This is a genomic window from Prevotella sp. HUN102, from assembly GCF_000688375.1.
Lineage (GTDB): Bacteria > Bacteroidota > Bacteroidia > Bacteroidales > Bacteroidaceae > Prevotella.
In genome coordinates this window covers 887,014-909,601 of record NZ_JIAF01000004.1, presented here as the reverse complement: position 1 = coordinate 909,601, position 22,588 = coordinate 887,014, and the positions used below count along the sequence as shown (strand labels likewise).

Annotated in this window: 17 protein-coding genes and 1 tRNA gene; 17 read left to right on the top strand and 1 reads right to left on the bottom strand. The window is 46.8% G+C overall.

Annotated elements, in window-relative coordinates:
* Positions 1-114: 114 nt before the first annotated feature.
* From mraZ to P150_RS0108655, 14 genes are all read left to right on the top strand, one after another.
* Positions 115-600 carry a division/cell wall cluster transcriptional repressor MraZ gene (mraZ, locus tag P150_RS0108730; protein ID WP_028897350.1) on the top strand — a complete coding sequence of 162 codons (486 nt, stop codon included), beginning with the start codon at positions 115-117 and terminating at the stop codon, positions 598-600.
* Positions 597-1,541, top strand: coding sequence for a 16S rRNA (cytosine(1402)-N(4))-methyltransferase RsmH (gene rsmH, locus P150_RS0108725; protein WP_028897349.1), 945 nt, complete (start codon positions 597-599; stop codon positions 1,539-1,541). The genes mraZ and rsmH overlap by 4 nt, the downstream gene beginning before the upstream one ends.
* The gene (locus P150_RS16265) at positions 1,534-2,211 is read left to right on the top strand and encodes an FtsL-like putative cell division protein (RefSeq protein ID WP_231477590.1); all 678 of its coding nucleotides are present in this window, start codon (positions 1,534-1,536) and stop codon (positions 2,209-2,211) included. The genes rsmH and P150_RS16265 overlap by 8 nt, the downstream gene beginning before the upstream one ends.
* Positions 2,212-2,214: 3 nt before the next feature.
* Positions 2,215-4,368 carry a penicillin-binding protein gene (locus P150_RS0108715; protein WP_028897348.1) on the top strand — a complete coding sequence of 718 codons (2,154 nt, stop codon included), beginning with the start codon at positions 2,215-2,217 and terminating at the stop codon, positions 4,366-4,368.
* A 47-nt stretch (positions 4,369-4,415) separates the two neighbouring features.
* The gene (locus P150_RS0108710) at positions 4,416-5,873 is read left to right on the top strand and encodes a UDP-N-acetylmuramoyl-L-alanyl-D-glutamate--2,6-diaminopimelate ligase (protein ID WP_028897347.1); all 1,458 of its coding nucleotides are present in this window, start codon (positions 4,416-4,418) and stop codon (positions 5,871-5,873) included.
* A gap of 46 nt (positions 5,874-5,919) precedes the next feature.
* Positions 5,920-7,191 (top strand): phospho-N-acetylmuramoyl-pentapeptide-transferase, encoded by a 1,272-nt coding sequence (locus P150_RS0108705; RefSeq protein ID WP_028897346.1) that lies wholly within the window; start codon positions 5,920-5,922, stop codon positions 7,189-7,191.
* Positions 7,192-7,349: 158 nt separating this feature from the next.
* Entirely contained in the window at positions 7,350-8,681 is a 1,332-nt protein-coding gene (murD, locus tag P150_RS0108700; RefSeq protein ID WP_028897345.1) for a UDP-N-acetylmuramoyl-L-alanine--D-glutamate ligase, read from the top strand.
* A gap of 222 nt (positions 8,682-8,903) precedes the next feature.
* Positions 8,904-10,169: an FtsW/RodA/SpoVE family cell cycle protein gene (locus P150_RS0108690; RefSeq protein WP_028897344.1), complete on the top strand. Its 1,266-nt coding sequence runs from the start codon at positions 8,904-8,906 to the stop codon at positions 10,167-10,169.
* 137 nt (positions 10,170-10,306) lie between these two features.
* Positions 10,307-11,425, top strand: coding sequence for an undecaprenyldiphospho-muramoylpentapeptide beta-N-acetylglucosaminyltransferase (gene murG / locus P150_RS0108685; RefSeq protein ID WP_028897343.1), 1,119 nt, complete (start codon positions 10,307-10,309; stop codon positions 11,423-11,425).
* 50 nt (positions 11,426-11,475) lie between these two features.
* A complete protein-coding gene (murC, locus tag P150_RS0108680; RefSeq protein WP_028897342.1) occupies positions 11,476-12,855 on the top strand; it encodes a UDP-N-acetylmuramate--L-alanine ligase in 1,380 nt (459 codons plus the stop codon).
* A 20-nt stretch (positions 12,856-12,875) separates the two neighbouring features.
* Positions 12,876-13,778, top strand: coding sequence for a hypothetical protein (locus P150_RS0108675; protein WP_028897341.1), 903 nt, complete (start codon positions 12,876-12,878; stop codon positions 13,776-13,778).
* Between the two features lie 22 nt (positions 13,779-13,800).
* The gene (gene ftsA / locus P150_RS0108670) at positions 13,801-15,243 is read left to right on the top strand and encodes a cell division protein FtsA (RefSeq protein WP_028897340.1); all 1,443 of its coding nucleotides are present in this window, start codon (positions 13,801-13,803) and stop codon (positions 15,241-15,243) included.
* A gap of 48 nt (positions 15,244-15,291) precedes the next feature.
* Positions 15,292-16,611 (top strand): cell division protein FtsZ, encoded by a 1,320-nt coding sequence (ftsZ, locus tag P150_RS0108665; RefSeq protein WP_028897339.1) that lies wholly within the window; start codon positions 15,292-15,294, stop codon positions 16,609-16,611.
* A 1,160-nt stretch (positions 16,612-17,771) separates the two neighbouring features.
* Complete coding sequence (locus tag P150_RS0108655) at positions 17,772-18,665, top strand: hypothetical protein (RefSeq protein ID WP_028897337.1); 894 nt, start codon at positions 17,772-17,774, stop codon at positions 18,663-18,665.
* Positions 18,666-19,092: 427 nt separating this feature from the next.
* Here the strand turns inward: P150_RS0108655 and recO are convergent, their stop codons facing one another.
* Positions 19,093-19,827 carry a DNA repair protein RecO gene (recO, locus tag P150_RS0108650; protein ID WP_036932153.1) on the bottom strand — a complete coding sequence of 245 codons (735 nt, stop codon included), beginning with the start codon at positions 19,825-19,827 and terminating at the stop codon, positions 19,093-19,095.
* Between the two features lie 108 nt (positions 19,828-19,935).
* Here recO and P150_RS0108645 point away from each other — a divergent pair.
* The 3 genes from P150_RS0108645 to gyrB all read left to right on the top strand — a co-directional run bounded on the left by P150_RS0108645 (position 19,936) and on the right by gyrB (position 22,538).
* Positions 19,936-20,007: transfer RNA gene (locus P150_RS0108645), tRNA-Glu, on the top strand.
* Positions 20,008-20,034: 27 nt separating this feature from the next.
* Positions 20,035-20,289, top strand: coding sequence for a 30S ribosomal protein S20 (gene rpsT, locus P150_RS0108640; RefSeq protein ID WP_028897335.1), 255 nt, complete (start codon positions 20,035-20,037; stop codon positions 20,287-20,289).
* Positions 20,290-20,567: 278 nt separating this feature from the next.
* Complete coding sequence (gene gyrB / locus P150_RS0108635; RefSeq protein WP_028897334.1) at positions 20,568-22,538, top strand: DNA topoisomerase (ATP-hydrolyzing) subunit B; 1,971 nt, start codon at positions 20,568-20,570, stop codon at positions 22,536-22,538.
* Positions 22,539-22,588 lie beyond the last annotated feature (50 nt).

The window sequence follows — 22,588 nt, the reverse complement described above, 5'->3', positions numbered from 1 at the left end:
TTTGTTAAATTTCACAAAAATAAGCCATTTGCGCAAATATTGTGGTGCAGAGTGGTGGAATGTGGGGATTTTTGCTTAACTTTGAACCGAGTTTACATATTATAAGGAGAACGTATGAGATTTTTAGGCAGTACAGAAGCTAAGACAGATGCAAAGGGGCGCGCCTTTTTGCCTGCTGCTTTTCGCAAGGTGTTGAGCTCATCGGGCGAAGAATCTCTCATTATGCGCAAAGATGTCTATCAGCCTTGCCTCGTTTTATACCCCGAATCTGTATGGAACGGAATGCTGGACAACCTCCGCAGCCGCCTGAACAGATGGAACAAGCGCGACCAGACTGTTTACCGCCAATTCGTTTCAGACGTCGAAGCCATCACGCTGGACGGAAACGGCCGTTTCCTCATCCCGAAACGCTACTTGGAAATGGCGAACATCGACCAGCAGATAAAGTTCATCGGAATGGACGACTGCATTGAAATCTGGAACAACGATGCTCAGAATGCCTTTATGAGTCCGGAAGATTTCAGCAAAGCACTGGAAGAACTGATGGGCAACGACGATGCCGCCAACAACTCAAAAGAAGAAAGCACTCCCCTGCTATGATTAAAACGGCTGAAACATATCACGTTCCCGTCCTTTTGAAAGAAAGTATTGACGGTCTGAACATCAACCCCGAAGGAATTTACATCGATGTAACCTTCGGAGGTGGCGGTCATAGCCGTGAGATTCTTTCCCGTCTCAGCAACAAGGGACATCTTTTCAGCTTCGATCAGGATGCCGACGCGGAACAGAACATCAAGACCATCGGCAGCGGAGATGCGATGCCGGAGAACTTCACTTTCGTCCGTTCCAATTTCCGATACATCAAAAACTGGATGCGCTATCACGGCATTGAGCAGATAGACGGCATTCTCGGCGACCTCGGCGTGAGCAGCCATCACTTCGATGACGAAGAGCGGGGGTTTTCCTTCCGTTTCGATGCGCCACTGGATATGAGAATGAACAAGCGTGCAGGCAAAACGGCAGCCGACATTCTGCAGGAATACGATGAAGAAATGCTTGCCGACCTTTTCTACCTGTACGGAGAACTCAAAAATTCAAGGAAGATTGCATCTGCCATTGTCAATAGCAGAAAGCAGAAGAAAATAGAAACAACAAAAGATTTTCAAGCCGTCGTTGAGCCTTTCTTCAAGCGGGAAAGGGAGAAAAAAGAAATGGCAAAACTCTTTCAGGCACTCCGCATAGAGGTAAACCACGAGATGGATGCCCTGAAGGAAATGCTCCTCGGAGCCACAGAGCTGTTGAAACCGGAAGGAAGACTGTCTGTCATAACCTATCACTCGCTTGAAGACAGAATAGTCAAGAACATAATGAAGACCGGCAACATAGAGGGAAAACTGAAACAAGACTTTTTCGGACGGATTGAATCGCCATACAGATTGGTAAACAACAAGGTTATCGTCCCGAGTAAGGAAGAACAGGAGGAGAATCCAAGAAGCCGAAGTGCAAAACTAAGAATAGCAGAGCGAAAGACAGATGATTGACAAGAAACAGGACTATATCGACGAGGAGATTGCTGAAGCCAAACTTGCGGCTGATTCCGAGGTCGTTGTGGAAGCTGAGGTTATAGAAGAGCCTCGGCCATCTGTCGTTATCGCCGAGCCTGTGAGTATTGAGCTCACGGTAGACCGTCCCAAGAAAAAAGAAGAGAGCACTTCCGGTCCTGAACAAAGAGAAGACGAAGAAGACAGCAGCGTTCGGAAAAAGGAGGAAAAGCTGAGGGAAAAGGAAGAGAAAGAAAGGCTTGAAAGGGAAGAGAGAGAGGCTGAAGACAAAGCCATAAGGGATGCCATCGCAGCGCAAGCCATAGAAGACGAACAACCGATGTCGTCCACCTTCACGCTGAAGAAGATTCTTGCCGGCGACCTTCTTTCAACCAACCTCTTGAAAAATAACATTTGGCTGATTCTGCTCGCATCCTTTTTCATCATCGTCTACATTTCCAACAGATACGGAATACAAAAAAACCTCATTGAGATAGACAAGCTCAACAATGAACTGAAGGATGCTAAGTACAGAGCACTGTCGAGCAACAGTCAGCTCACGGAGAAATCCCGCGAAAGCCACGTGCTCGAACAACTGAAAACAAGGAAAGACAGCGTTTTGAAAATGTCCCCGCGTCCACCTTATATAATAAATGTCCCAGGAGAGTAAGAAATGAGAAAATTCAACAATCAGAAAAGTTTGCCTCGCTACAAGGGTATTGCGTTCATTATGACTTTCATTGCCATTGCAGTGATTGGCAAGGCCGCATACACTATGACGGCAAAGAAGGATTATTGGATGGACGTCGCTTCCCGACTCAAGAGGGACAGCGTGCCTATCACGCCTGCCCGTGGAAACATTCTAAGTGCCGACGGGCAACTGATGGCAAGTTCTCTGCCGGAGTTCAAAATCTATATGGACTTCCACGCATTGACCGAGGCAAAGAACGATACGGCTTTCAGAGACAGTATCGACTTGATATGCAAAGGGCTGAATGAGCTTTTCCCGGAAAAAAGTCCCAGTCAATTCAAATCAGAACTGCTTACGGGATTGAAGAACAAGAAGAGGCATCTCCCCATCGTCAATTCACGAATAGACTATAATACATTCATAGAAGTACAGAAACTTCCTGTATTGCATCTGTCGAAATACCAGAGTGGATTCCACTGGGATGAGTTCAATGCGCGCCGCCGTCCGTTCGGGTCGCTCGCACAGCGAACCGTGGGCGACCTCTATGGCGCAAAGGACGTGGCAAGATGCGGACTTGAACTGACGTTCGACAAGGAACTGCGTGGCATCAACGGTATGAAAAGACGCCAGAAGGTGCGCAATAAATTCCTCGACATAACCGAAGTGCCGCCCATCGACGGGGCAGATATCATCACAACAATCGACGTTGGCATTCAGGACTTGGCAGAACGCGCCCTGCTCGATGAATTGAAAGAAATCAACGGCAACGTAGGTGTAGCTATCGTGATGGAAGTTGCAACCGGAGATATCAAGGCAATCGTGAATCTCGACAAGTGTGCCGATGGAGAATATCGCGAAATCAAGAACCACGCAGTGAGCGATTTGCTCGAACCGGGGTCTGTTTTCAAGACTGCTTCCATTATGGTTGCACTCGACGACGGTGTGGTAGACACGATGAAAACGATAGAAACGGCAGGTGGCGTGTGGAATATGTATGGCCGTGATATGAAGGACCACAACTGGCGGCGTGGCGGGTATGGCACATTGACGCTTCCTTGGACCTTGAAGTACAGTTCCAACATCGGTGTCAGCCGTATCATTGATATGAACTATCACGACGAACCCGAGAAATTCGTGCAGGGAATTTACGATCTCGGTCTTGCAGACGACCTCAATATCCCTATTGTCGGCTATTCTCCGGCTAAAATCCGTATGCCAAAGAAGAATAAAAAGAACCAGTATATCAACTGGAGTGCCACGGCATTATCGTGGATGAGCATCGGGTATGAAACTCAGGTTCCGCCGATTTCAACGCTTACATTCTACAATGCAATCGCCAACGGCGGCAAGATGATGAAGCCGCGGTTCGTCAAGCAGATTATAAAGGACAACGAAGTATTGGCAGATTACGCACCGGTAGTGATGCGTCCGCAGATAGCAAAAGAAAGTACCATCGTACAGATGCAGCGAATCCTTACCGAAGTAGTGTCGGAAGGACTCGGAAAGAAAGCCGGTTCAGACAAGTTCTCGGTAGCCGGCAAGACGGGTACTGCGCAGATGTCAAAGGGCGCAGCAGGCTATACGTCCGGAGTAACCAACTATCTGTTGAGTTTTGCAGGTTTCTTCCCTGCCGACAAGCCACGTTACAGTTGCATCGTCTGCATTCAGAAGTCCGGACTGCCTGCTTCGGGAGGTGGAATGAGCGGTGTTGTCTTCCACAATATCGCAGAAGGAATTATGGCGCAAAGTCTGAAACTGAGCGTTAATGATGCAAAGGACGAAACTTCTCATTTCATTCCACAGGCAAAGACTGGTAATCTGCTCGCATCGGACTACGTTTTGAATTTCCTCGGCTTCAACGTTAAAAATGGATGGAACGGTGCCTATCCGTTCGGAAGCCCCGTATGGGGAACCGTTGCAGCAAACAATTCTTCCCTCATATTGCAGAAGAAACAGGAAGACAACGAAAAAGTAGTACCGGATGTTCACGGTATGGGTGCCCGAGACGCTGTCTATCTGATGGAAAGCAGAGGAATCAAAGTGAAGATGACCGGCCGCGGCAAAGTAATTCGACAATCCATCGGCGCAGGCGAAGCTATCAAAAGCAATATGATCTGCACGCTTACCTTCGGATAACAAGATAATAAAAAACAAGAAAACATTACAAGAAGATATTACAAGATATGAAAATAAGTGAATTGCTCAAGAATGTCAAGCCGCTTAACGTAGTAGGCAATGACAATGCAGATATTACCGGCATCAACATTGACAGCCGTAAGATCGAAAAGGGACATCTCTTTGTAGCCATCAAGGGGACACAAACCGATGGCCACCGCTTCATTCCCAAGGCTATTGAGCTTGGCGCAACAGCCATTCTTTTGGAAGATATGCCGGAAGAAACAGCAGAAAACATCACTTACATTCAGGTAAAATCTACTGAAGAAGAGGTAGGTAAAGTCGCAACGCTTTTCTATGGCAATCCTTCACACAAGTTAAAGCTCGTTGGTATCACGGGAACTAACGGCAAGACCACCATTGCAACATTGCTGTATAATATGTTCCGCAAGTTCGGACATAAGGTAGGTTTGCTTTCAACCGTCTGCAATTACATTGACGACAAAGCCGTACCTGCCTCCCATACTACGCCAGACCCTATCGAATTGAACCAACTTCTCAGCCGAATGGTCGAAGAAGGCTGCGAATATGCCTTTATGGAATGTTCCAGTCACGCTATTCAGCAACGCCGCATTGGCGGCTTGAAGTTCTCAGGTGGCGCATTTACCAATCTTACCCGCGACCATCTGGACTATCACAAGACGTTCGAGAATTACAGAAATGCGAAGAAGATGTTCTTCGATGAGTTGCCGAAGGATGCGTTTGCAATTACGAATGCCGACGACAAGAACGGTATGGTAATGGTACAGAACTGCAAAGCCGAAATAAAGACCTATTCAACGAAGCGTATGGCAGACTTCCGTGCCCGCATTCTGGAGTGCCATTTCGAGGGAATGTACCTTGAAGTAGACGGCAAGGAAGTCGGCGTACAGTTCATTGGCAAGTTCAACGTGAGCAACCTGCTCGCCGTTTACGGCACAGCGATGATGCTTGGCAAGCAATCGGAAGACATTCTGCTCGCACTCAGCACGCTGAAAAGCGTCAATGGCCGTTTAGAGCCCATCAATTCGCCCGAAGGCTATACGGCGGTTGTTGATTATGCACACACACCTGACGCATTGGAGAATGTGCTCATTGCCATCCACGACGTACTGGAAGGCAAGGAAGGCAAGGTAATCACGGTTTGCGGCGCAGGTGGAAACCGCGACAAGGGAAAGCGACCATTGATGGCACAGGAGGCAGTAAAGCAAAGCGACAAGGTTATCCTTACGAGCGACAACCCCCGAGATGAAGACCCACAGGCCATCATCGACGATATGATGGAAGGACTTGAAGCCCCTCAGAAGAAAAAAGTGCTTACCATCGTGGACCGAAAGGAGGCTATCCGCACTGCGTGTATGCTTGTGGAAAAAGGCGATGTAATCCTCGTTGCCGGTAAGGGACACGAAGATTATCAGGAAATCAAGGGTGTAAAGCACCATTTTGACGACCACGAAGTAATCAAAGAAATATTCGGTATTCAGTAAACCGGAGCAAGAAGACAAAGAGACTACTCATTAAAAAGAGAAAATTATGTTATACTACATTTTCCGTTGGTTGGAGGAATACGGCATCAGTGGCTCACACCTTTGGGGCTACATCAGTTTTCGCGGCATCGTTGCATTGATTCTTGCCCTCATCATCTCTGCTTGGTTTGGCGAGAAGTTCATTAAATGTCTCAAGAGAAAGCAGATTACCGAAGTGCAGCGCGACGCAAGCATCGACCCATTCGGTGTGAAGAAAATCGGCGTACCGTCGATGGGCGGCATCATCATCATCGTTGCCCTGCTCATCCCCGTACTGCTTTTAGGCCGATTGCGCAACATTTACCTAATCCTGATGGTCGTTACAACAGTTTGGTTAGGTTTCCTCGGTGGAATGGACGATTTCATCAAAATCTTCAGACACAACAAGGAAGGACTGAAAGGTAAATACAAGATTGTCGGACAGGTAACGATTGGACTCATCGTAGGACTCGTGCTCTGGGCATCGCCCGACGTGAAAGCCAACCTCAACCTTGAAGTAACCAAGAACGACGGTACGGAAATGGTGGTGCAGCATAAGGACAAAGCCGAAAAAACGCTGAAGACCACCATCCCATTAGTGAAGAACCACAATCTCGACTACTCTGAAATAATGTCGTTCTGTGGCAAATACAAGACGGCGGCAGGGTGGATTCTGTTCGTGATAATGACCATCGTGGTAGTTACAGCCGTATCAAACGGTGCGAACCTCAACGATGGAATGGACGGAATGTGTGCCGGAAACTCAGCGATAATAGGAGTTGTGCTGGGCATTCTTGCCTATGTGAGCAGCCACCTTCGGTATGCCGCCTACCTCAATATAATGTATATACCCGGTTCTGAAGAACTCGTGGTGTTCTTTATGGCATTCATCGGAGCACTCATCGGTTTCCTGTGGTACAATGCCTACCCCGCCCAAGTGTTTATGGGCGACACCGGCAGCCTGACCATCGGCGGCATCATCGCCGTAGGTGCCATTATCATTCACAAGGAACTGCTGCTGCCCATCCTCTGCGGCATCTTCTTCATTGAGAGTCTGAGCGTAATCGTACAGGTTTACTACTATAAACTGGGGAAGCGTAAGGGCGTGAAGCAAAGAATATTCAAGCGCACGCCTATCCACGACAACTTCAGGACACAGGACAGTCAGTTGGATCCGGAGTGCAAGTACCTGATTAAGGTGCCGCACAATGCAGTTCACGAGAGCAAGATTACCATCCGTTTCTGGATTACCACCATCATCCTTGCCGCACTGGCTATCATCACGCTGAAAATCAGATAGTCCGTCCGATTGCCAACCGTCCGCAACACCATCGCAACAGTTGGACGAAAGAAGCCGAACGGCAAGCGAACAGGACATTAAAAACAGATAAAGAGAAATTAAAGACAAGTCTGGAGCCCTACAAACTACTCCAGCATAAGAAAGAAAAAATATTGATTATGAAGAAAATAGTAGTTTTAGGAGCAGGCGAAAGTGGTGCAGGAGCAGCGATTTTGGCAAAGGCTAAGGGTTTTGAGGTCTTTGTTTCGGATATGTCTGTCATAAAGGACAAATACAAGAAGCTGCTCGACGAGCACGGAATAGAATGGGAAGAAGGACGGCATACGGAAGAAAAGATTCTCGATGCCGACGAAGTGATTAAGAGTCCCGGCATTCCGAGAGAAGCCCCGATGGTAAAAAAGCTCATAGAAAAGGGCACGCACATCATCAGCGAAATAGAATTTGCCGGCAGATACACCAACTCCAAGATGATCTGCATCACAGGAAGCAACGGCAAGACAACGACAACGAGCCTCATCTACCACATCTTCAAGGATGCAGGCTACGACGTAGGTCTGGCAGGCAACATCGGAAACAGTCTCGCTCTTCAGATAGCAGAAGACCCACACGAATACTACATCATCGAACTGAGCAGTTTCCAGCTCGACGATATGTACGATTTCCGTGCGAACATAGCCATTCTGCTCAACATCACGCCCGACCATCTCGACCGTTACGACTTCAAATTCGAGAATTATGCCGACTCAAAAATGCGCATTATTCAGAACCAGACCAAAGAGGACAGCTTCATCTACTGGAACGACGACCCAGTAATCAAGAAGCAGCTCGAGAAGTTTGACGTCAAGGCCGTGCAGTATCCATTCTCCGAACTGAAGGAAAAGGGAAGCATCGGCTACATAGAGGAAGGCGAATACAAGATAGAACAGCCCACGCCCTTCAATATGGAACAGGAAGAGCTTTCGCTCACCGGCAAGCACAACATCTATAATTCGCTTGCTGCCGGAATAGCATCGAACATCAGCGGCATAAAGAAAGAAAGCATACGCAAGAGTCTCAGCGACTTCCCGGGCGTAGAACACCGTCTGGAAAAGGTCTGCAAGGTCAAGGGCGTTCAATACATCAACGACTCAAAGGCCACCAACGTAGATGCCTGTTGGTATGCGATCGAGAGTATGCGCACGCCCACCATCCTCATCATCGGCGGCAAGGATAAGGGCAACGACTACGAACCCATCAAGGAACTGGTAAAGGAGAAGTGTTCGGGCATCGTTTATCTCGGTGCCGACAATCAGAAACTCCACGATAATTTCGACAATCTCGGCATTCCCGTAAGAGACACCCACTCTATGAAGGAATGCGTGGACGCCTGCTACGAACTGGCAAAACCCGGCGACACGGTTCTGCTGAGTCCTTGCTGCGCCAGCTTCGACCTGTTTAAGAATATGGAAGACCGAGGCGAACAGTTCAAGACCCTCGTTCGTGCCTTGTAGTTTCGGCAGTAGCGAATAGGCGATTTGCAAGTAACCGAAGAATGGAAAACAATCTTACAAAGATTGCAGTGCATTTTTGCGAAGATTGCAACGCATTCTTCGCACGTTTGAAAACGATGATGTAGGCTATTGATTTTCAGAAACTTACAAAGCACCTAAAATCAGAACATAGCAGAATCTCAAATTACAAATTTTATAAACATAATTCAACCAACAGGCAAAATGAGGAATTGGTCCCTTAGCAATATATTCAAAGGCGACAAAGTGATATGGATGATATTTTTCATCCTTTGTATAATCAGTATCATTGAGGTTTATTCAGCCTCAAGTTCTCTGTCATACAAAGGTGGAAACTACTGGAATCCTATCATAAAGCACGTGGGAACCATCCTGCTTGGCGCATTCAGCCTCATCGTCGTGATGAACGTCAAGTGCAAATACTTCAAACTTATCTCCGTACCGATGCTCCTATTTGCAATTTTAACGCAGATGATGGTTTTGAGTATGGGCGAAGCCACCAACGATGCGAGCAGGTGGCTCGATATAATGGGAATAAAATTCCAACCTTCGGAAATCGGAAAGATGTCACTTGTACTCTGCACAGCGCAGATTCTGAGTGCTATGCAGACGGAAAACGGAGCACACAAGAGGGCTTTCTGGTATATTTTCATAATCTCATCTATCATTATCGGACTGACTGTATTTGAAAATCTATCAACGGCTGCACTTTTGGGGCTAACGATTACGCTTATGATGTTTATCGGCAGAGTTCCTATGAAGCAATTAGGCAAATTCATCGGCACACTGGCATTACTGGGTTCGTTAGGCTTAGGATTCATCCTTCTCTTCGGGCATAGTGAAAATGCAGCAAATGAGAAACAACAACTGACAGAGGTTGCAGCCAGAATACAGGAAGAACCTAAGGAAGAAGGAATGATTGACAAGATGTTCCACCGTATGGACACGTGGAAAGCCCGTATCCTGAAATTCACCGACGACGAATATATTGCGCCGGAGAACTACGACCTCGACAAGGACGGACAGGTGGCACACGCCAACATCGCCGTCGCATCGGCGAATTATGTGGGCAAAGGTCCGGGAAACTCCAACGAACGCGATTTCCTTTCGCAGGCTTTCTCCGACTTTATCTTCGCCATCATCATTGAGGAAATGGGACTTTTGGGAGCCGGACTGGTTGCCGCACTCTATATCTTTCTCCTGTTCAGAGTCGGAAGAATAGCCAACAGGTGCGAAAATTCCTTCCCGGCTTTTCTCGCAATGGGAATTGCGATTCTGCTGGTGTCTCAGGCATTGTTCAATATGGCGGTGGCAGTAGGGCTTGCTCCGGTTACCGGTCAGCCATTGCCCCTGATCAGCAAGGGAGGAACGTCTACGGTTATCAACTGTGTCTACATTGGCGTATTGCTGAGCATCAGTCGTTTTGCCAAAAAACGTCCCGAAACCGAGGAAGGAACTGCCAAGGGATAAGCAACGTTGCCCACACGCCAATGACGCCAAGTCAGTTCGCCTGACTGCCCCAAAATGCGAATTGCCTTAAAATAGACAAATAAATATCAGTAAGATAAAAAAAATGATTAACTTTGTAGGTTAATACTGCATAAAAGATGAACGACGAGTTAAGAATCATAATCAGCGGAGGCGGAACAGGAGGACACATTTTCCCAGCCGTGTCTATTGCCAATGCCATCAGGGAAAAGCATCCTGAAGCGAAAATCCTCTTTGTCGGTGCCGAAGGCAGAATGGAAATGCAACGTGTTCCGGCTGCTGGATATGAAATAAAAGGGCTGCCTATCAAGGGGTTCGACCGTGCCAACAAGCTGAAGAACTTCAGCGTGCTGTGCAAATTGTGGAAAAGTCTCAGACTGGCGCACAGAATCATCAAGGATTTCAAGCCACAGGTGGCAGTCGGTGTAGGCGGCTATGCAAGCGGGGCTACGCTCTACGAGTGCTCAAAGATGGGCATTCCCTGTCTCATTCAGGAGCAGAACTCGTATGCGGGCGTTACGAACAAGCTGTTGGCAAAGCGCGCAAAGAAAATCTGCGTGGCTTACGAAGGGATGGAACGATTCTTCCCTGCCGACAAAATCATTATGACCGGGAATCCCGTTCGCCAGAATGTGTTGCACACAGCGGTGTCCGTTGAAGAAGCGCGCAGGAGTTTCAGTCTGAACCCTGCAAAGAAGACCATTCTTCTCGTTGGCGGCAGTCTCGGCGCACGCACCATCAACCGTTCGGTACTGGACCATCTCGACCTGATAGCCAATTCCGACGCACAGTTTATTTGGCAGACAGGCAAATTCTATCATCAGAGCATTCTCGATGAAATGAAGGGTAGGGAACTGCCTAACCTCAAGATAATGGACTTCATCGGCGATATGGGTGCTGCCTACAAGTCGGCCGACTTGGTTATCAGCCGTGCCGGCGCAAGTTCCATCAGCGAATTTCAGTTGATTGGCAAACCGGTCATCCTCGTTCCCAGTCCGAATGTAGCCGAAGACCATCAGACAAAGAATGCAATGGCACTCGTAAACAAGGATGCCGCACTCTTCGTGAAAGATGCAGAAGCACCGGAAAAGTTGCTTTCTCTGGCACTCCAAACAGTTTCCGATGACAGGAAACTCGCCAGTCTGAGCGAAAACGTAAAGAAAATGGGACTTCACGATTCTGCAAACATCATTGCAGACGAAGTGATGAAGCTGATTCAGGCAGCAAAGAATAATTAAAGCCCGGAGCCTCAACAGCGACTCAGGGCAACACATAAGCATAAGATAAAATGGAACTCAAGGATATCAAGGCAGTATATTTCGTAGGTGCAGGCGGCATAGGGATGAGTGCTGTCGCCCGTTACTTCCGCCAAAAGGGACTTGTCGTGGGTGGTTACGACAAGACTCCTTCCGAACTTACCGCCCAACTTCAGAAAGAGGGAATACAGATTCATTACGAAGAAGACGTAAATCTCATCCCGTCTGAATGCAAGGATGCCGCCACAACGTTAGTTGTCTACACGCCTGCAATTCCGGAAACCCACAAGGAGCTTGCGTTCTTTCGCAAAAACAACTTCGAGATTCAGAAACGTGCACAGGTATTAGGCACATTGACCAAAACACATAAAGGTCTCTGCTTCGCAGGAACACACGGCAAAACAAGCACATCTACAATGTGTGCGCATCTTATGCACCAAAGCCATTTGGACTGCAATGCTTTCCTTGGCGGCATTTCAAAGAACTACGGCACGAATTATATCTTGTCGGACAAGAGCGACTATGTTGTAATTGAAGCAGATGAATTCGACCGTTCTTTCCACTGGCTGCGTCCTTGGATGAGCGTTATCACGTCTACCGACCCGGACCACTTGGATATTTACGGAACCAAGGAGGCATATCTGGAGAGTTTCCGGCACTATACGGAATTGATTCAGCCCGACGGCGTGCTTGTCATTCACAAGAATCTGGAAATGAAACAGAATGTTCAGGAGGGTGTGAAGGTCTATGAGTACAGTCGCATCGAGGGCGATTTCCACGCAGAAAATATCCGTATTGAAAATGGAACTATCGTGTTCGATTTCATTTCGCCTGTCGAGAACGTGCAAGACATCGAACTCGGACAGCCCGTACCTATTAATATAGAGAACGGCATTGCGGCAATGGCATTGGCACAGCTCAACGGCTGCACTGCCGAAGAGTTGCGAAACGGAATGAAAACATACGCAGGTGTAGACCGTCGTTTCGATTTCAAAATCAAAAACGACAAGCACGTCTTCCTTTCAGACTATGCCCACCATCCAAAGGAAATCCTTCAGAGTGCCAAGAGCTTGAAGGAGATTTACCCAAACCGCAAGGTTACGGTTATCTTCCAGCCTCATCTCTACACCCGTACAAGAGATTTCTATCGGGAATTTGCCGATGCGCTCAGCCATTTCGACGAAGTCATACTGACGGAAATCTATCCTGCACGCGAAGAACCCATTGAGGGCGTCAGCACTTCATTGATATTCGACAATCTGAAAGAAGGCATTGCGAAGCAGATGATTGAAAAAGACAGCGTGCTGGAACTTACCAAGGAGCGCGATTTCGATGTTCTTGTGGTTCTCGGAGCCGGCAACTTGGACAATTACGTGCCTGCAATGGCTGAAATATTAAAAAGTAAAGAGTAAACAAAAGCAAAGAATAAGAAATGCACATTAGTTGGAAAAAAGCTACAATATGCACTTTGGATATCCTTCTGGCATTCTATCTTGTTATGGCCATCACTTCGTGGAACGAGCCTGACAAGCAGCATATCGTATGCAATAAGGTAAACATCGACATTTCCGACTCCAACAATGCGGGATTTCTCAGTGCTGACGAGATAAAAAGCATTCTTCAGAAAGCCGAACTCTACCCTTTGAACAAACAGGTGGATTCCATTGAGCCAAGAAAGATAGAGGAAGCTCTGAAGGTTGGACCATTCGTCAATACCGCTCAATGCTATGTTGCAGAGAATGGCGATGTAAACATTTCCATCTCGCAGCGAATGCCGATTATCCGTATCAAGAGCGATAACGGCAACGACTACTACCTTGACGACCAAGGCGGCATATTGCCCAACTCAAAATATACAAGCGATCTGATTATTGCTTCGGGCAATATCAATCATTGGTTCGCCAACAACGGCATCACGCCGCTTGCAAAGGCCATCAGCAAGTCGGAGTTCTGGCTCAATCAGATTGAACAGATACACGTGCTGAGCGACAGAGGCATTGAACTCATCCCACGAATCGGCGACCATATCATCTTTATCGGCTATCTTCCTATAAAGAAAAACAAGGCAGAAACCGAAAAGGCGATAGCGGCATACGTGGAAAAGAAACTTACCAGACTGGAGAAATTCTATCGTTACGGTCTCTCACAGGCCGGCTGGAACAAGTATTCCTACATCAACGTAGAGTTCGACAATCAGATTATCTGCAAGAAATACGGTGCAGAATTCCCAGAAAGCCAACCTGCTGAAGAAAAGAAAGAGGTTGAAACAAGCGAGGCAAAGAAACAGGACACACCTGCCGAGCCTCAGGAAAGTTCATTAGAAGCGACAGAATAAAATAAAAATAAATATTACGTGTATGGCAGAATTCATTGTAGCCATTGAACTGGGCTCATCAAAGATTACAGGAATCGCTGGCAAGAAGAACCTTGACGGCAGCATCACTGTGCAGGCTGTTGTTACAGAGGGAGCCTCACAGTGCATCCGCAAAGGCGTTGTCTACAACATCGACAAGACCGGGCAGTGCTTAATCAGCATCATCGGCAAGCTGAAAAAACAGCTCAAACACGAGATTTCACACGTCTACGTGGGTGTGGGCGGACAGTCTATCCGAAGCGTAAAGAACGTTATCGTGAAGGAACTCCCTTCCGAAACGCTCATTACAAGCGATATGATCAACGAGCTGATGGACAACAACCGCACTATGAGCTATCAGGATCAGGAGATTCTCGACGCTGCAACACAGGAATACAAGGTAGACAACCAGTATGTTGTCGATCCTGTGGGCATAAAGGCCAGTCATCTTGAAGGAAACTTCCTCAATATCCTCTGGCGCAAATCATTCTACCATAATCTGAACAACTGTTTTGAAAAGGCAGGCATCTCAATCGCAGAGATGTATCTCGCTCCTTTGGCACTGGCAGACAGCGTACTTTCCGAAGCAGAAAAGCGTGGCGGCTGCGTACTGGTAGACTTTGGAGCAGACACCACAACAGTTTCCGTCTACTATAAGAACATCCTCCGCCATCTTGCAGTCCTCCCATTGGGAAGCGGCAACATTACAAAGGACATCGCTACTCTTCAGATGGAGGAGAAGGATGCAGAAGCTATGAAGCTGAAATATGGCAGTGCATTTACCGACAACAACGATATAGACAACGGCCTGTCCTACTCTATCGACCCGGAACGATCCGTAGAGAGCCGCAAGTTCATTGAGATTGTAGAGGCACGCGTGCTCGAAATCATCGAAAACGTAGTGCATCAGGTGCCCACGGCATACCTCGACAAACTCCTCGGAGGCTTCATTCTTACCGGTGGCGGCTCGAATATGAAGAATATTGAACGTGCATTCCGCAATCATCAAAACGTAGACAAGATCCGTACTGCGAAGTTCGTAAACCAGACCATCAACGGCAATGCTCCCGAAATCAATGCCAAGAACGGCACGATGAATACAATTCTCGGCCTTCTTGCAAAGGGCGACATCAACTGTGCAGGCCCTGCCATCAGTTCTGACCAAAATCTCTTTGTAGACACAAACCCAACAAAGAGCAACACCAGCGAACTCCACGAGACACCTCGCAAGCCTACCGAAGTAAAAGAAGGAGTAGTGCTCACGGCTGCTGAAAAGGAAAAGGCAGAACAGGAACGTCGACGTTTAGAAGAAGAACAACGTAAGCGCGAGGAGGAAGAAGAAGAGAGACGCCGACAGGAAGAAGAAAAGAGAAAGAACAGCGTTTGGAGCAGATTTACCCGAAAACTCAAGGAATTTGGCGGCAAGATGCTCGAAGAAGAAGAATAAGCAGAGACTTGATGATAATTAGAAAACATTTAAAAGGAAATTACTGTTATGGCAGACGAAAATAAGACATTGGACATTCTGGACTTTGGCGAAGAAGAACAGAACAGCATCATCAAGGTAATAGGCGTTGGTGGTGGAGGTGGCAACGCCGTAAACCATATGTATAAGGAAGGTATCCACGACGTAACCTTCGTGTTGTGCAATACCGACGCACAGTCGCTCAACGACTCTCCCGTGCCTGTTCACCTGCAATTGGGCAAGGAAGGACTTGGTGCCGGCAACAAACCTGCAAAGGCAAGAGAGGCTGCTGAGGAAACCATCGACGACATCCGTAATATGCTCAACGATGGAACGAAGATGGCCTTCATCACAGCAGGTATGGGCGGTGGTACCGGTACCGGCGCAGCACCGGTTATTGCCCGCGTATCTAAGGAACTCGACATCCTCACGGTTGGTATCGTTACCATACCGTTCCGTTTCGAGGGCGACAAGAAAATCGATCAGGCACTCGACGGTGTTGAGGAAATGTCAAAGCAGGTAGACGCACTCTTGGTTATCAACAACGAACGTCTCCGCGAGATTTATCCCGAAATGAGCGTCCTCAACGCATTCGGAAAGGCCGACGACACCCTGAGCATCGCCGCAAAGAGCATTGCAGAGATTATTACCGTTCACGGCTTGATCAATCTCGACTTCAACGATGTGAAGACTGTGCTCAAGGATGGCGGCGTTGCCATAATGAGTACAGGCTACGGAGAAGGCGAAGGCCGTGTGAAACAGGCCATCGAAGATGCCCTCAACTCGCCGTTGCTCAACGACAACGACATCTACAATTCAAAGAAGATTCTCCTTTCCATCAACTTCAGCAGCGACAATAAGGACAACCCCGGCCTGACAATGGAGGAAATGGGCGACGTAAACGAGTTTATGGGACGCTTCAGCGACGACTTTGAACTCAAATGGGGTATCGCCCTCGACCCTGAACTCGACAAGAAAGTGAAGGTTACTATCCTTGCAACCGGCTTCGGTATCGAAGACGTGGATGGTATGGGAAGCCGCATACGCAAGCATTCTCAGGAAGAGGCTGCACGCATTGCCGAAGAGGAAGAAAAGAACGCAGAGCGTCGTGAACGCCGCGACCGTTACTACAAAAACGAAAACAACTCGCAATACAAGCGTCGCCCGCACATCTATCTTTTCTCACAAGACGACTTGGACAACGAGGATGTTATTCTCCAGATTGAGAATACTCCGACATACAAGCGTACAAAGCAGTTGATCAAGGATCTGAAAACAACCAACAAGGAAGAACAGGAAAACGAGAATAACGACTCCGAAGCTGTTCAAGGCTTGATTAATTTTGTGTAAACCTATTTATCATATATGACGTAAATCCCTTTAGCGTGCTGCTGAAGGGATTTTTATTTTTGCCCATCCGACATCTTCGTGGCAAAACGATTATCCATAATTCTCTCATATCTGCGAGAGGCAAGACCTTCAAGGATTTCACTGAACGTTGATGAAAACGATGTGCCAAAATTCTATCCGTCAGAGACAAAATTAAAGACAGATAAATAAATCAACACATCGGCAAATTCGCCGTCTTGTATTTACAAGTTCCACCCTTATCCTCTGCTCTGGCATTTTCATCAGAAAATTATTCAAAATAAAGCAACATAGTCGGCAAACGTTCTCTTTGTAAACGTCTGAAAATCAAACGACAAATGAGAGCTTTCAAACGTGCGAAAATTGTATTCCATTCTTCGCAAGATTGCAAAGCGTTTTTGCGAAGAATGGAATGCAATCTTCGGTCATTCGCAAATCGTATGATTATCCTCTTGCAAGGATTGATGTTCCTATCGAATTTAAACGAGCAATATCTTTACGGAAAAAGACGGAAAGCATACCCCAAAGCATACAAAACCTAAACTCAAAAAACACAAGATGGAGAGCAGAAACGCATTGCATTTATTAATGAACAATGCGAACCGTATTGACAAGTGTATTTTCAATTAAAGCGAAATTTACCCGTTTCTCTTTGTGCTTTAAGAATTTATGATTACTTTTGCAGCATCCTTACGCCGATGATGCGTTTCCGTCAGGAAACAGCATCGGGGAAAACGGCAAACCGTTCTTAGCGAACAACCTGCCTGTGTGGGGAATCATATATGGAAAGGCGTTTACACGCGCTTTGTTCTTGACACTCTGAAACTTCGCAAACTTCCAGACATAGTCACGAACTTGGCAACGGTAGATGCTCACGGGTGTGAATCAATGCATTCAGCCCTATCATCTCGTTATGCTTCATACTGCTCAATGCAAGTATGGATATATGAGGTGTATAGGTGTATTATGCTTTTTTCATATCGGCGTGGGGTCTCGTTGCTCGTTCAACTGTGTCGGGTAATGCGAAGACCTCAGAGTGTGGGACGGGTGGCAGTAGGTCTCCCACGCTTTTTTTATTCTATCTAACTAATGTTTATTTACTGTCAAGGGAGAGGCGGTGCTTTTAAAATTTTAATATCAATATGAAAAAAGTATTGTTACTGCTGATTGTTTTAGTTGCCTCGCTCAATTCGTGGGCAGAAAACTACATCACATTTACCATCAAGGGAGAGCCGGGAGACATCATAAGGGTGTATTGGCATTGCGGCACCGGGGTTAAAATTGACGGACTGGAGAAAGTAGAACAGGCTCGCTACAAAGTCCTGAAAAAGGAAGTAACCCTGACAGGAAATATCAGTATGTTCACTATCAACAAAACTCCTTTGGAGAAACTGGACATTACACATTGTCCATCGCTCCTTCAGTTGGATTTTGAAAACTGCGAACTGAGTTCGATAGATCTCAGCGGAACTCCTAAGTTGAGTAGTTTCTGTTGCAGAAAAAATAAATTCAAGGGAGAATTGAATTTGGAGATGTGTCCGGAAATTGACAATGTCAATTGCAGCCACAATGAAATCACTTCCATCAAATTCGGTCCAAAGCTCAGAAGAATCTCAGCTGATTTTAATCAACTGACAATGCTTGATTTCAGCCATTGCGAGAAGATTGGAGACATTAATGTTTATCATAACAACATTACCGGAGCCAATATGACGGCAATGATGAACAGCCTACCAACACCTGCAAGGAGAGGAACTATTTATCTTCTTTATAAAAAAGGAGAGGAAAGGGGAAAGAACAGTTGTGTAGGCAGCGATATAAAGATTGCCAACGACAAAAACTGGAAAGTCTATCAAACTGACGGTTCAACAAATTCTGTCCTTCTGACTCCCGAATCCGTATCAACAGGCATAGAGGCAGTTAAGTCTGAAAGCAAGGAAAGCGCAGTCTACACCATCGACGGGAAACGCATTCCGAACGGAACCGAACTTCAGCACGGAATCTACATCATAGACGGAAAGAAGATTATAAAATAATCGGATTTAGAGGATAAAATGACAAGGGAGCGAGGCTTGCAAACAGGTTCACTTGTTCCCTTGTCAGCCTATTCAGAATCAGAATGTTCCCATTCTATACCTTAATTCGAGATAAATCCGAATCAAGAAACATAAGATTGCGATGAAAAATATTGAGGCTTCTTTGGGCGTAACCTCTCACAGAGTTCACGGAAGCACAGATATTATTTTCAGCAGAGAGAAGGCGAAGCTTTCAAGGAACTCACAGATTTCTTTGTGTGAACGCTTAATGCAGACTAAATGCACAATCGTTTCTCATCAAGCATCTGCGCCCTCCTTGAAGGCTTTGCCTTCTCTGTGTCCGGAAATGAGAAGAAAATCTTTGAATCTGTGCTCTCCGTGAGAGTTTTCCCTGTCAGCCTATCCCGAACCGAGGTATTCCTTTCCCTCACGCTCCGAATATTTCCTTCAGAATTTCAAAGCTCTGCAATTCGCCCATATTAGGAACGTGCAGCCGATAATAATACAATGCAATGTCGGTAAAGCGGTTCCGTTCCTGCCTCGACAATCTGAACAGGCGCATATTCTCATAATCCATTCGCATCAACTTGCATATCCGCCCGGCGTCCACAGGCTGCAGCACATCATTATGCAAAGGCGCAAGTGTGGAAAAACAGCCGTTACGCAGGTCGAAATAGCTTCCCGAAACATAATCCTCCAAATTTGGATAGAAACCTATGAATCGGCTCAAGCGCATCATAAAAACCAAATGGAAGTTGGCAAAGTCGCACTCCGCGGCATCGTACCACTGAAGACTTGACACCACGTAATTGAATAAAGCGCGATTATGCTGCTCGTCCTTCGTAACATTATAAAGGAACTCGGCGATAAAGAGGAGTACGCTCGACTTTACAGGCTCGAAAGGTATATTATAATAAGGTATGGCAATGCGCGCATCCTTGATATGCTGCAACGACGAACGCTGCCGGTAATCAAACTCAAGGTCGAGAATCGTCATCGGTTGAAAGAACTGCTTCTTCACTCTTGCCTTTGAAGTCTTCGGAATCCGTGCCATAAACGACACCCGTCCTAACTCTTCGGTCAGGACATCCACAATCAGCGAAGCGTCGCCATACTTCAGGCTGTGCAGGACTATTGCCTTGGTTTTGGTTGTCGTACCCATAAAATCAATACAAAATTACAAAAAAGCTATTTTATACGAAAAAATATTGAAGAATATTTGCACGATTAAAATAATTGGACTACCTTTGCACCCGCTAAACAAAAGCACGGTCCCTTCGTCTATCGGTTAGGACACAAGATTTTCATTCTTGCAAGAGCGGTTCGATTCCGCTAGGGACTACGATAAAAATAAAAAGAAAACAATAAGATGGCAAATCACAAATCATCACTTAAGAGAATCCGCCAGACAAAGACAAGGACTCTGCATAACAAGTACTATGCAAAGACTATGCGTAATGCGGTTCGTAAGCTGCGCGGTATTGCAGACAAGGAAGAAGCTTTGAAGCTTTACCCTACAGTGCAGAAGATGCTTGACAAACTTGCTAAGACCAATATCATTCACAAGAATAAGGCTGCTAACTTGAAGTCTGGTCTCTGTAAGCACATTGCTGCATTAGGCTAATCAGCACACAAGTCATAGCGAATAAAGAATAATTAAGGTCGGAATCCATTTGGATTCCGACCTTATTCTTTTAATGCTTTTTTGCACCTAATTCTTTCATATAATGAGGTATTTTTTGTATCTTTGCAAAAGATAGGCACGTGCTGCAAAGTGGCATAGAACCAACACAGAATCAGCAGCTTAATCCTATCGGGAAGCCTTGCAGACAACGGCCTGTCCGACTGACAGGCTCGACGCTGCGCAAGGCAGGCTCAAAAGAAAAGAACAATCTTAAAAAAATGGCAGATATTCAAGAAAACGAGAGCAATTACTCCGCCAGTAACATTCAGGTTCTTGAAGGACTTGAGGCAGTGCGCAAGCGTCCTGCAATGTATATTGGCGATATCAGCGAAAAAGGTCTCCACCACCTCATCAACGAAACCGTAGACAACTCTATCGACGAGGCTATGGCGGGCTATTGCACCCACATCGAGGTAACGATCAATGAAGACAATTCCGTGACCGTTGAGGATGACGGACGTGGAATTCCTGTGGATATGCACGAGAAACTGCACAAGAGTGCGCTCGAAGTCGTGATGACGGTGCTCCACGCCGGTGGTAAGTTCGACAAAGGTTCTTACAAGGTCAGTGGTGGTCTTCACGGTGTAGGTGTGAGTTGTGTCAATGCGTTGTCATACCACATGAAGTCTCAGGTTTTCCGCGATGGCAAAATCTACCAGCAGGAATATGAACAGGGCAAGCCTCTCTATGCCGTAAAGGTTGTGGGCGAAACGGATAAGACCGGTACGCGTCAGCAGTTCTGGCCAGACCCAACGATATTCACGACAACGGTTTACCAGTGGGACATCGTTTCCCGCCGTATGCGCGAACTGGCATTCCTCAATGCCGGCATCAAGATAACGCTGCGCGACCTGCGTCCAGACGCTGAAGGCAAGACACGCGAAGAAGTTTTCCACGCAAAGGATGGTCTGAAGGAATTTGTCAGATACGTAGACCGTCATCGCGCACATCTTTTCGACGACGTAATTTATCTGAAAACAGAGAAGCAGGGCATTCCAATCGAAGTCGCTATTATGTACAATACCGACTACAACGAGAATATCCATTCGTATGTAAACAATATCAACACCATAGAAGGTGGTACGCATCTTGCCGGTTTCCGTGCTGCATTGACCCGCACATTGAAGTCATACGCAGACAGCGAAAGCCAGATCGCCAAGCAAATAGAAAAGGCTAAGATTGAAATTACCGGCGAAGACTTCCGCGAAGGTCTTACTGCTGTAATCTCCATCAAGGTGGCAGAACCACAGTTTGAGGGGCAGACGAAGACCAAGTTGGGCAACAGCGAAGTGTCGGGTGCCGTACAACAGGCGGTGGGCGAAGCACTTTCAGACTATCTGGAAGAGCATCCAACCGAAGCAAAACTTATTTGCGACAAGGTAATTCTCGCTGCCACGGCTCGTATTGCAGCCCGTAAGGCGCGCGAAAACGTACAACGCAAGAACGTTATGACCGGTGGTGGTCTTCCGGGTAAGCTCGCAGACTGCTCAAACAAGGATCCAAAGGCTTGCGAAATCTTCCTTGTCGAGGGTGATTCTGCCGGTGGCTCAGCAAAACAGGGACGCGACCGATACACCCAGGCTATCCTTCCGCTGCGTGGTAAGATTCTGAATGTAGAGAAAGTTCAGCGTCATCGCGTGTTCGAAGCAGAGTCGGTAATGAATATCATTCAGTCTATCGGTGTGCGATTCGGCGTAGATGGCGAATCAGACTTCGAGGCAAATACCGACAAACTCCGATACGACAAAATCATTATTATGACCGATGCCGACGTCGATGGCTCTCACATCGACACACTTATAATGACACTCTTCTACCGTTATATGCCAAGAGTAATCGAAGAAGGGCATCTCTACATTGCCACTCCTCCACTCTACAAGTGTTCTTACAAGAAAGTGAGCGAATACTGCTACACAGAACAGCAGCGTTTGCAGTTCATTGAGAAATACGCAGGCGGAAATGAGGACGACAAGATGATACACACGCAGCGTTACAAAGGTCTCGGCGAAATGAACCCGGAGCAGCTTTGGGAAACAACGATGGATCCGAAGTCTCGCCTTTTGAAGCAGGTAACAATCGAAAATGCTACAACTGCCGATGAAATGTTCTCTATGCTCATGGGCGACGACGTAGAACCACGCCGTGAGTTCATAGAACAGAATGCTACCTACGCAAACATCGACGCATAAATCTCAACGTTGGTGCTGCAAAGAACTGAGAAATAAAATAAAAGAAAACG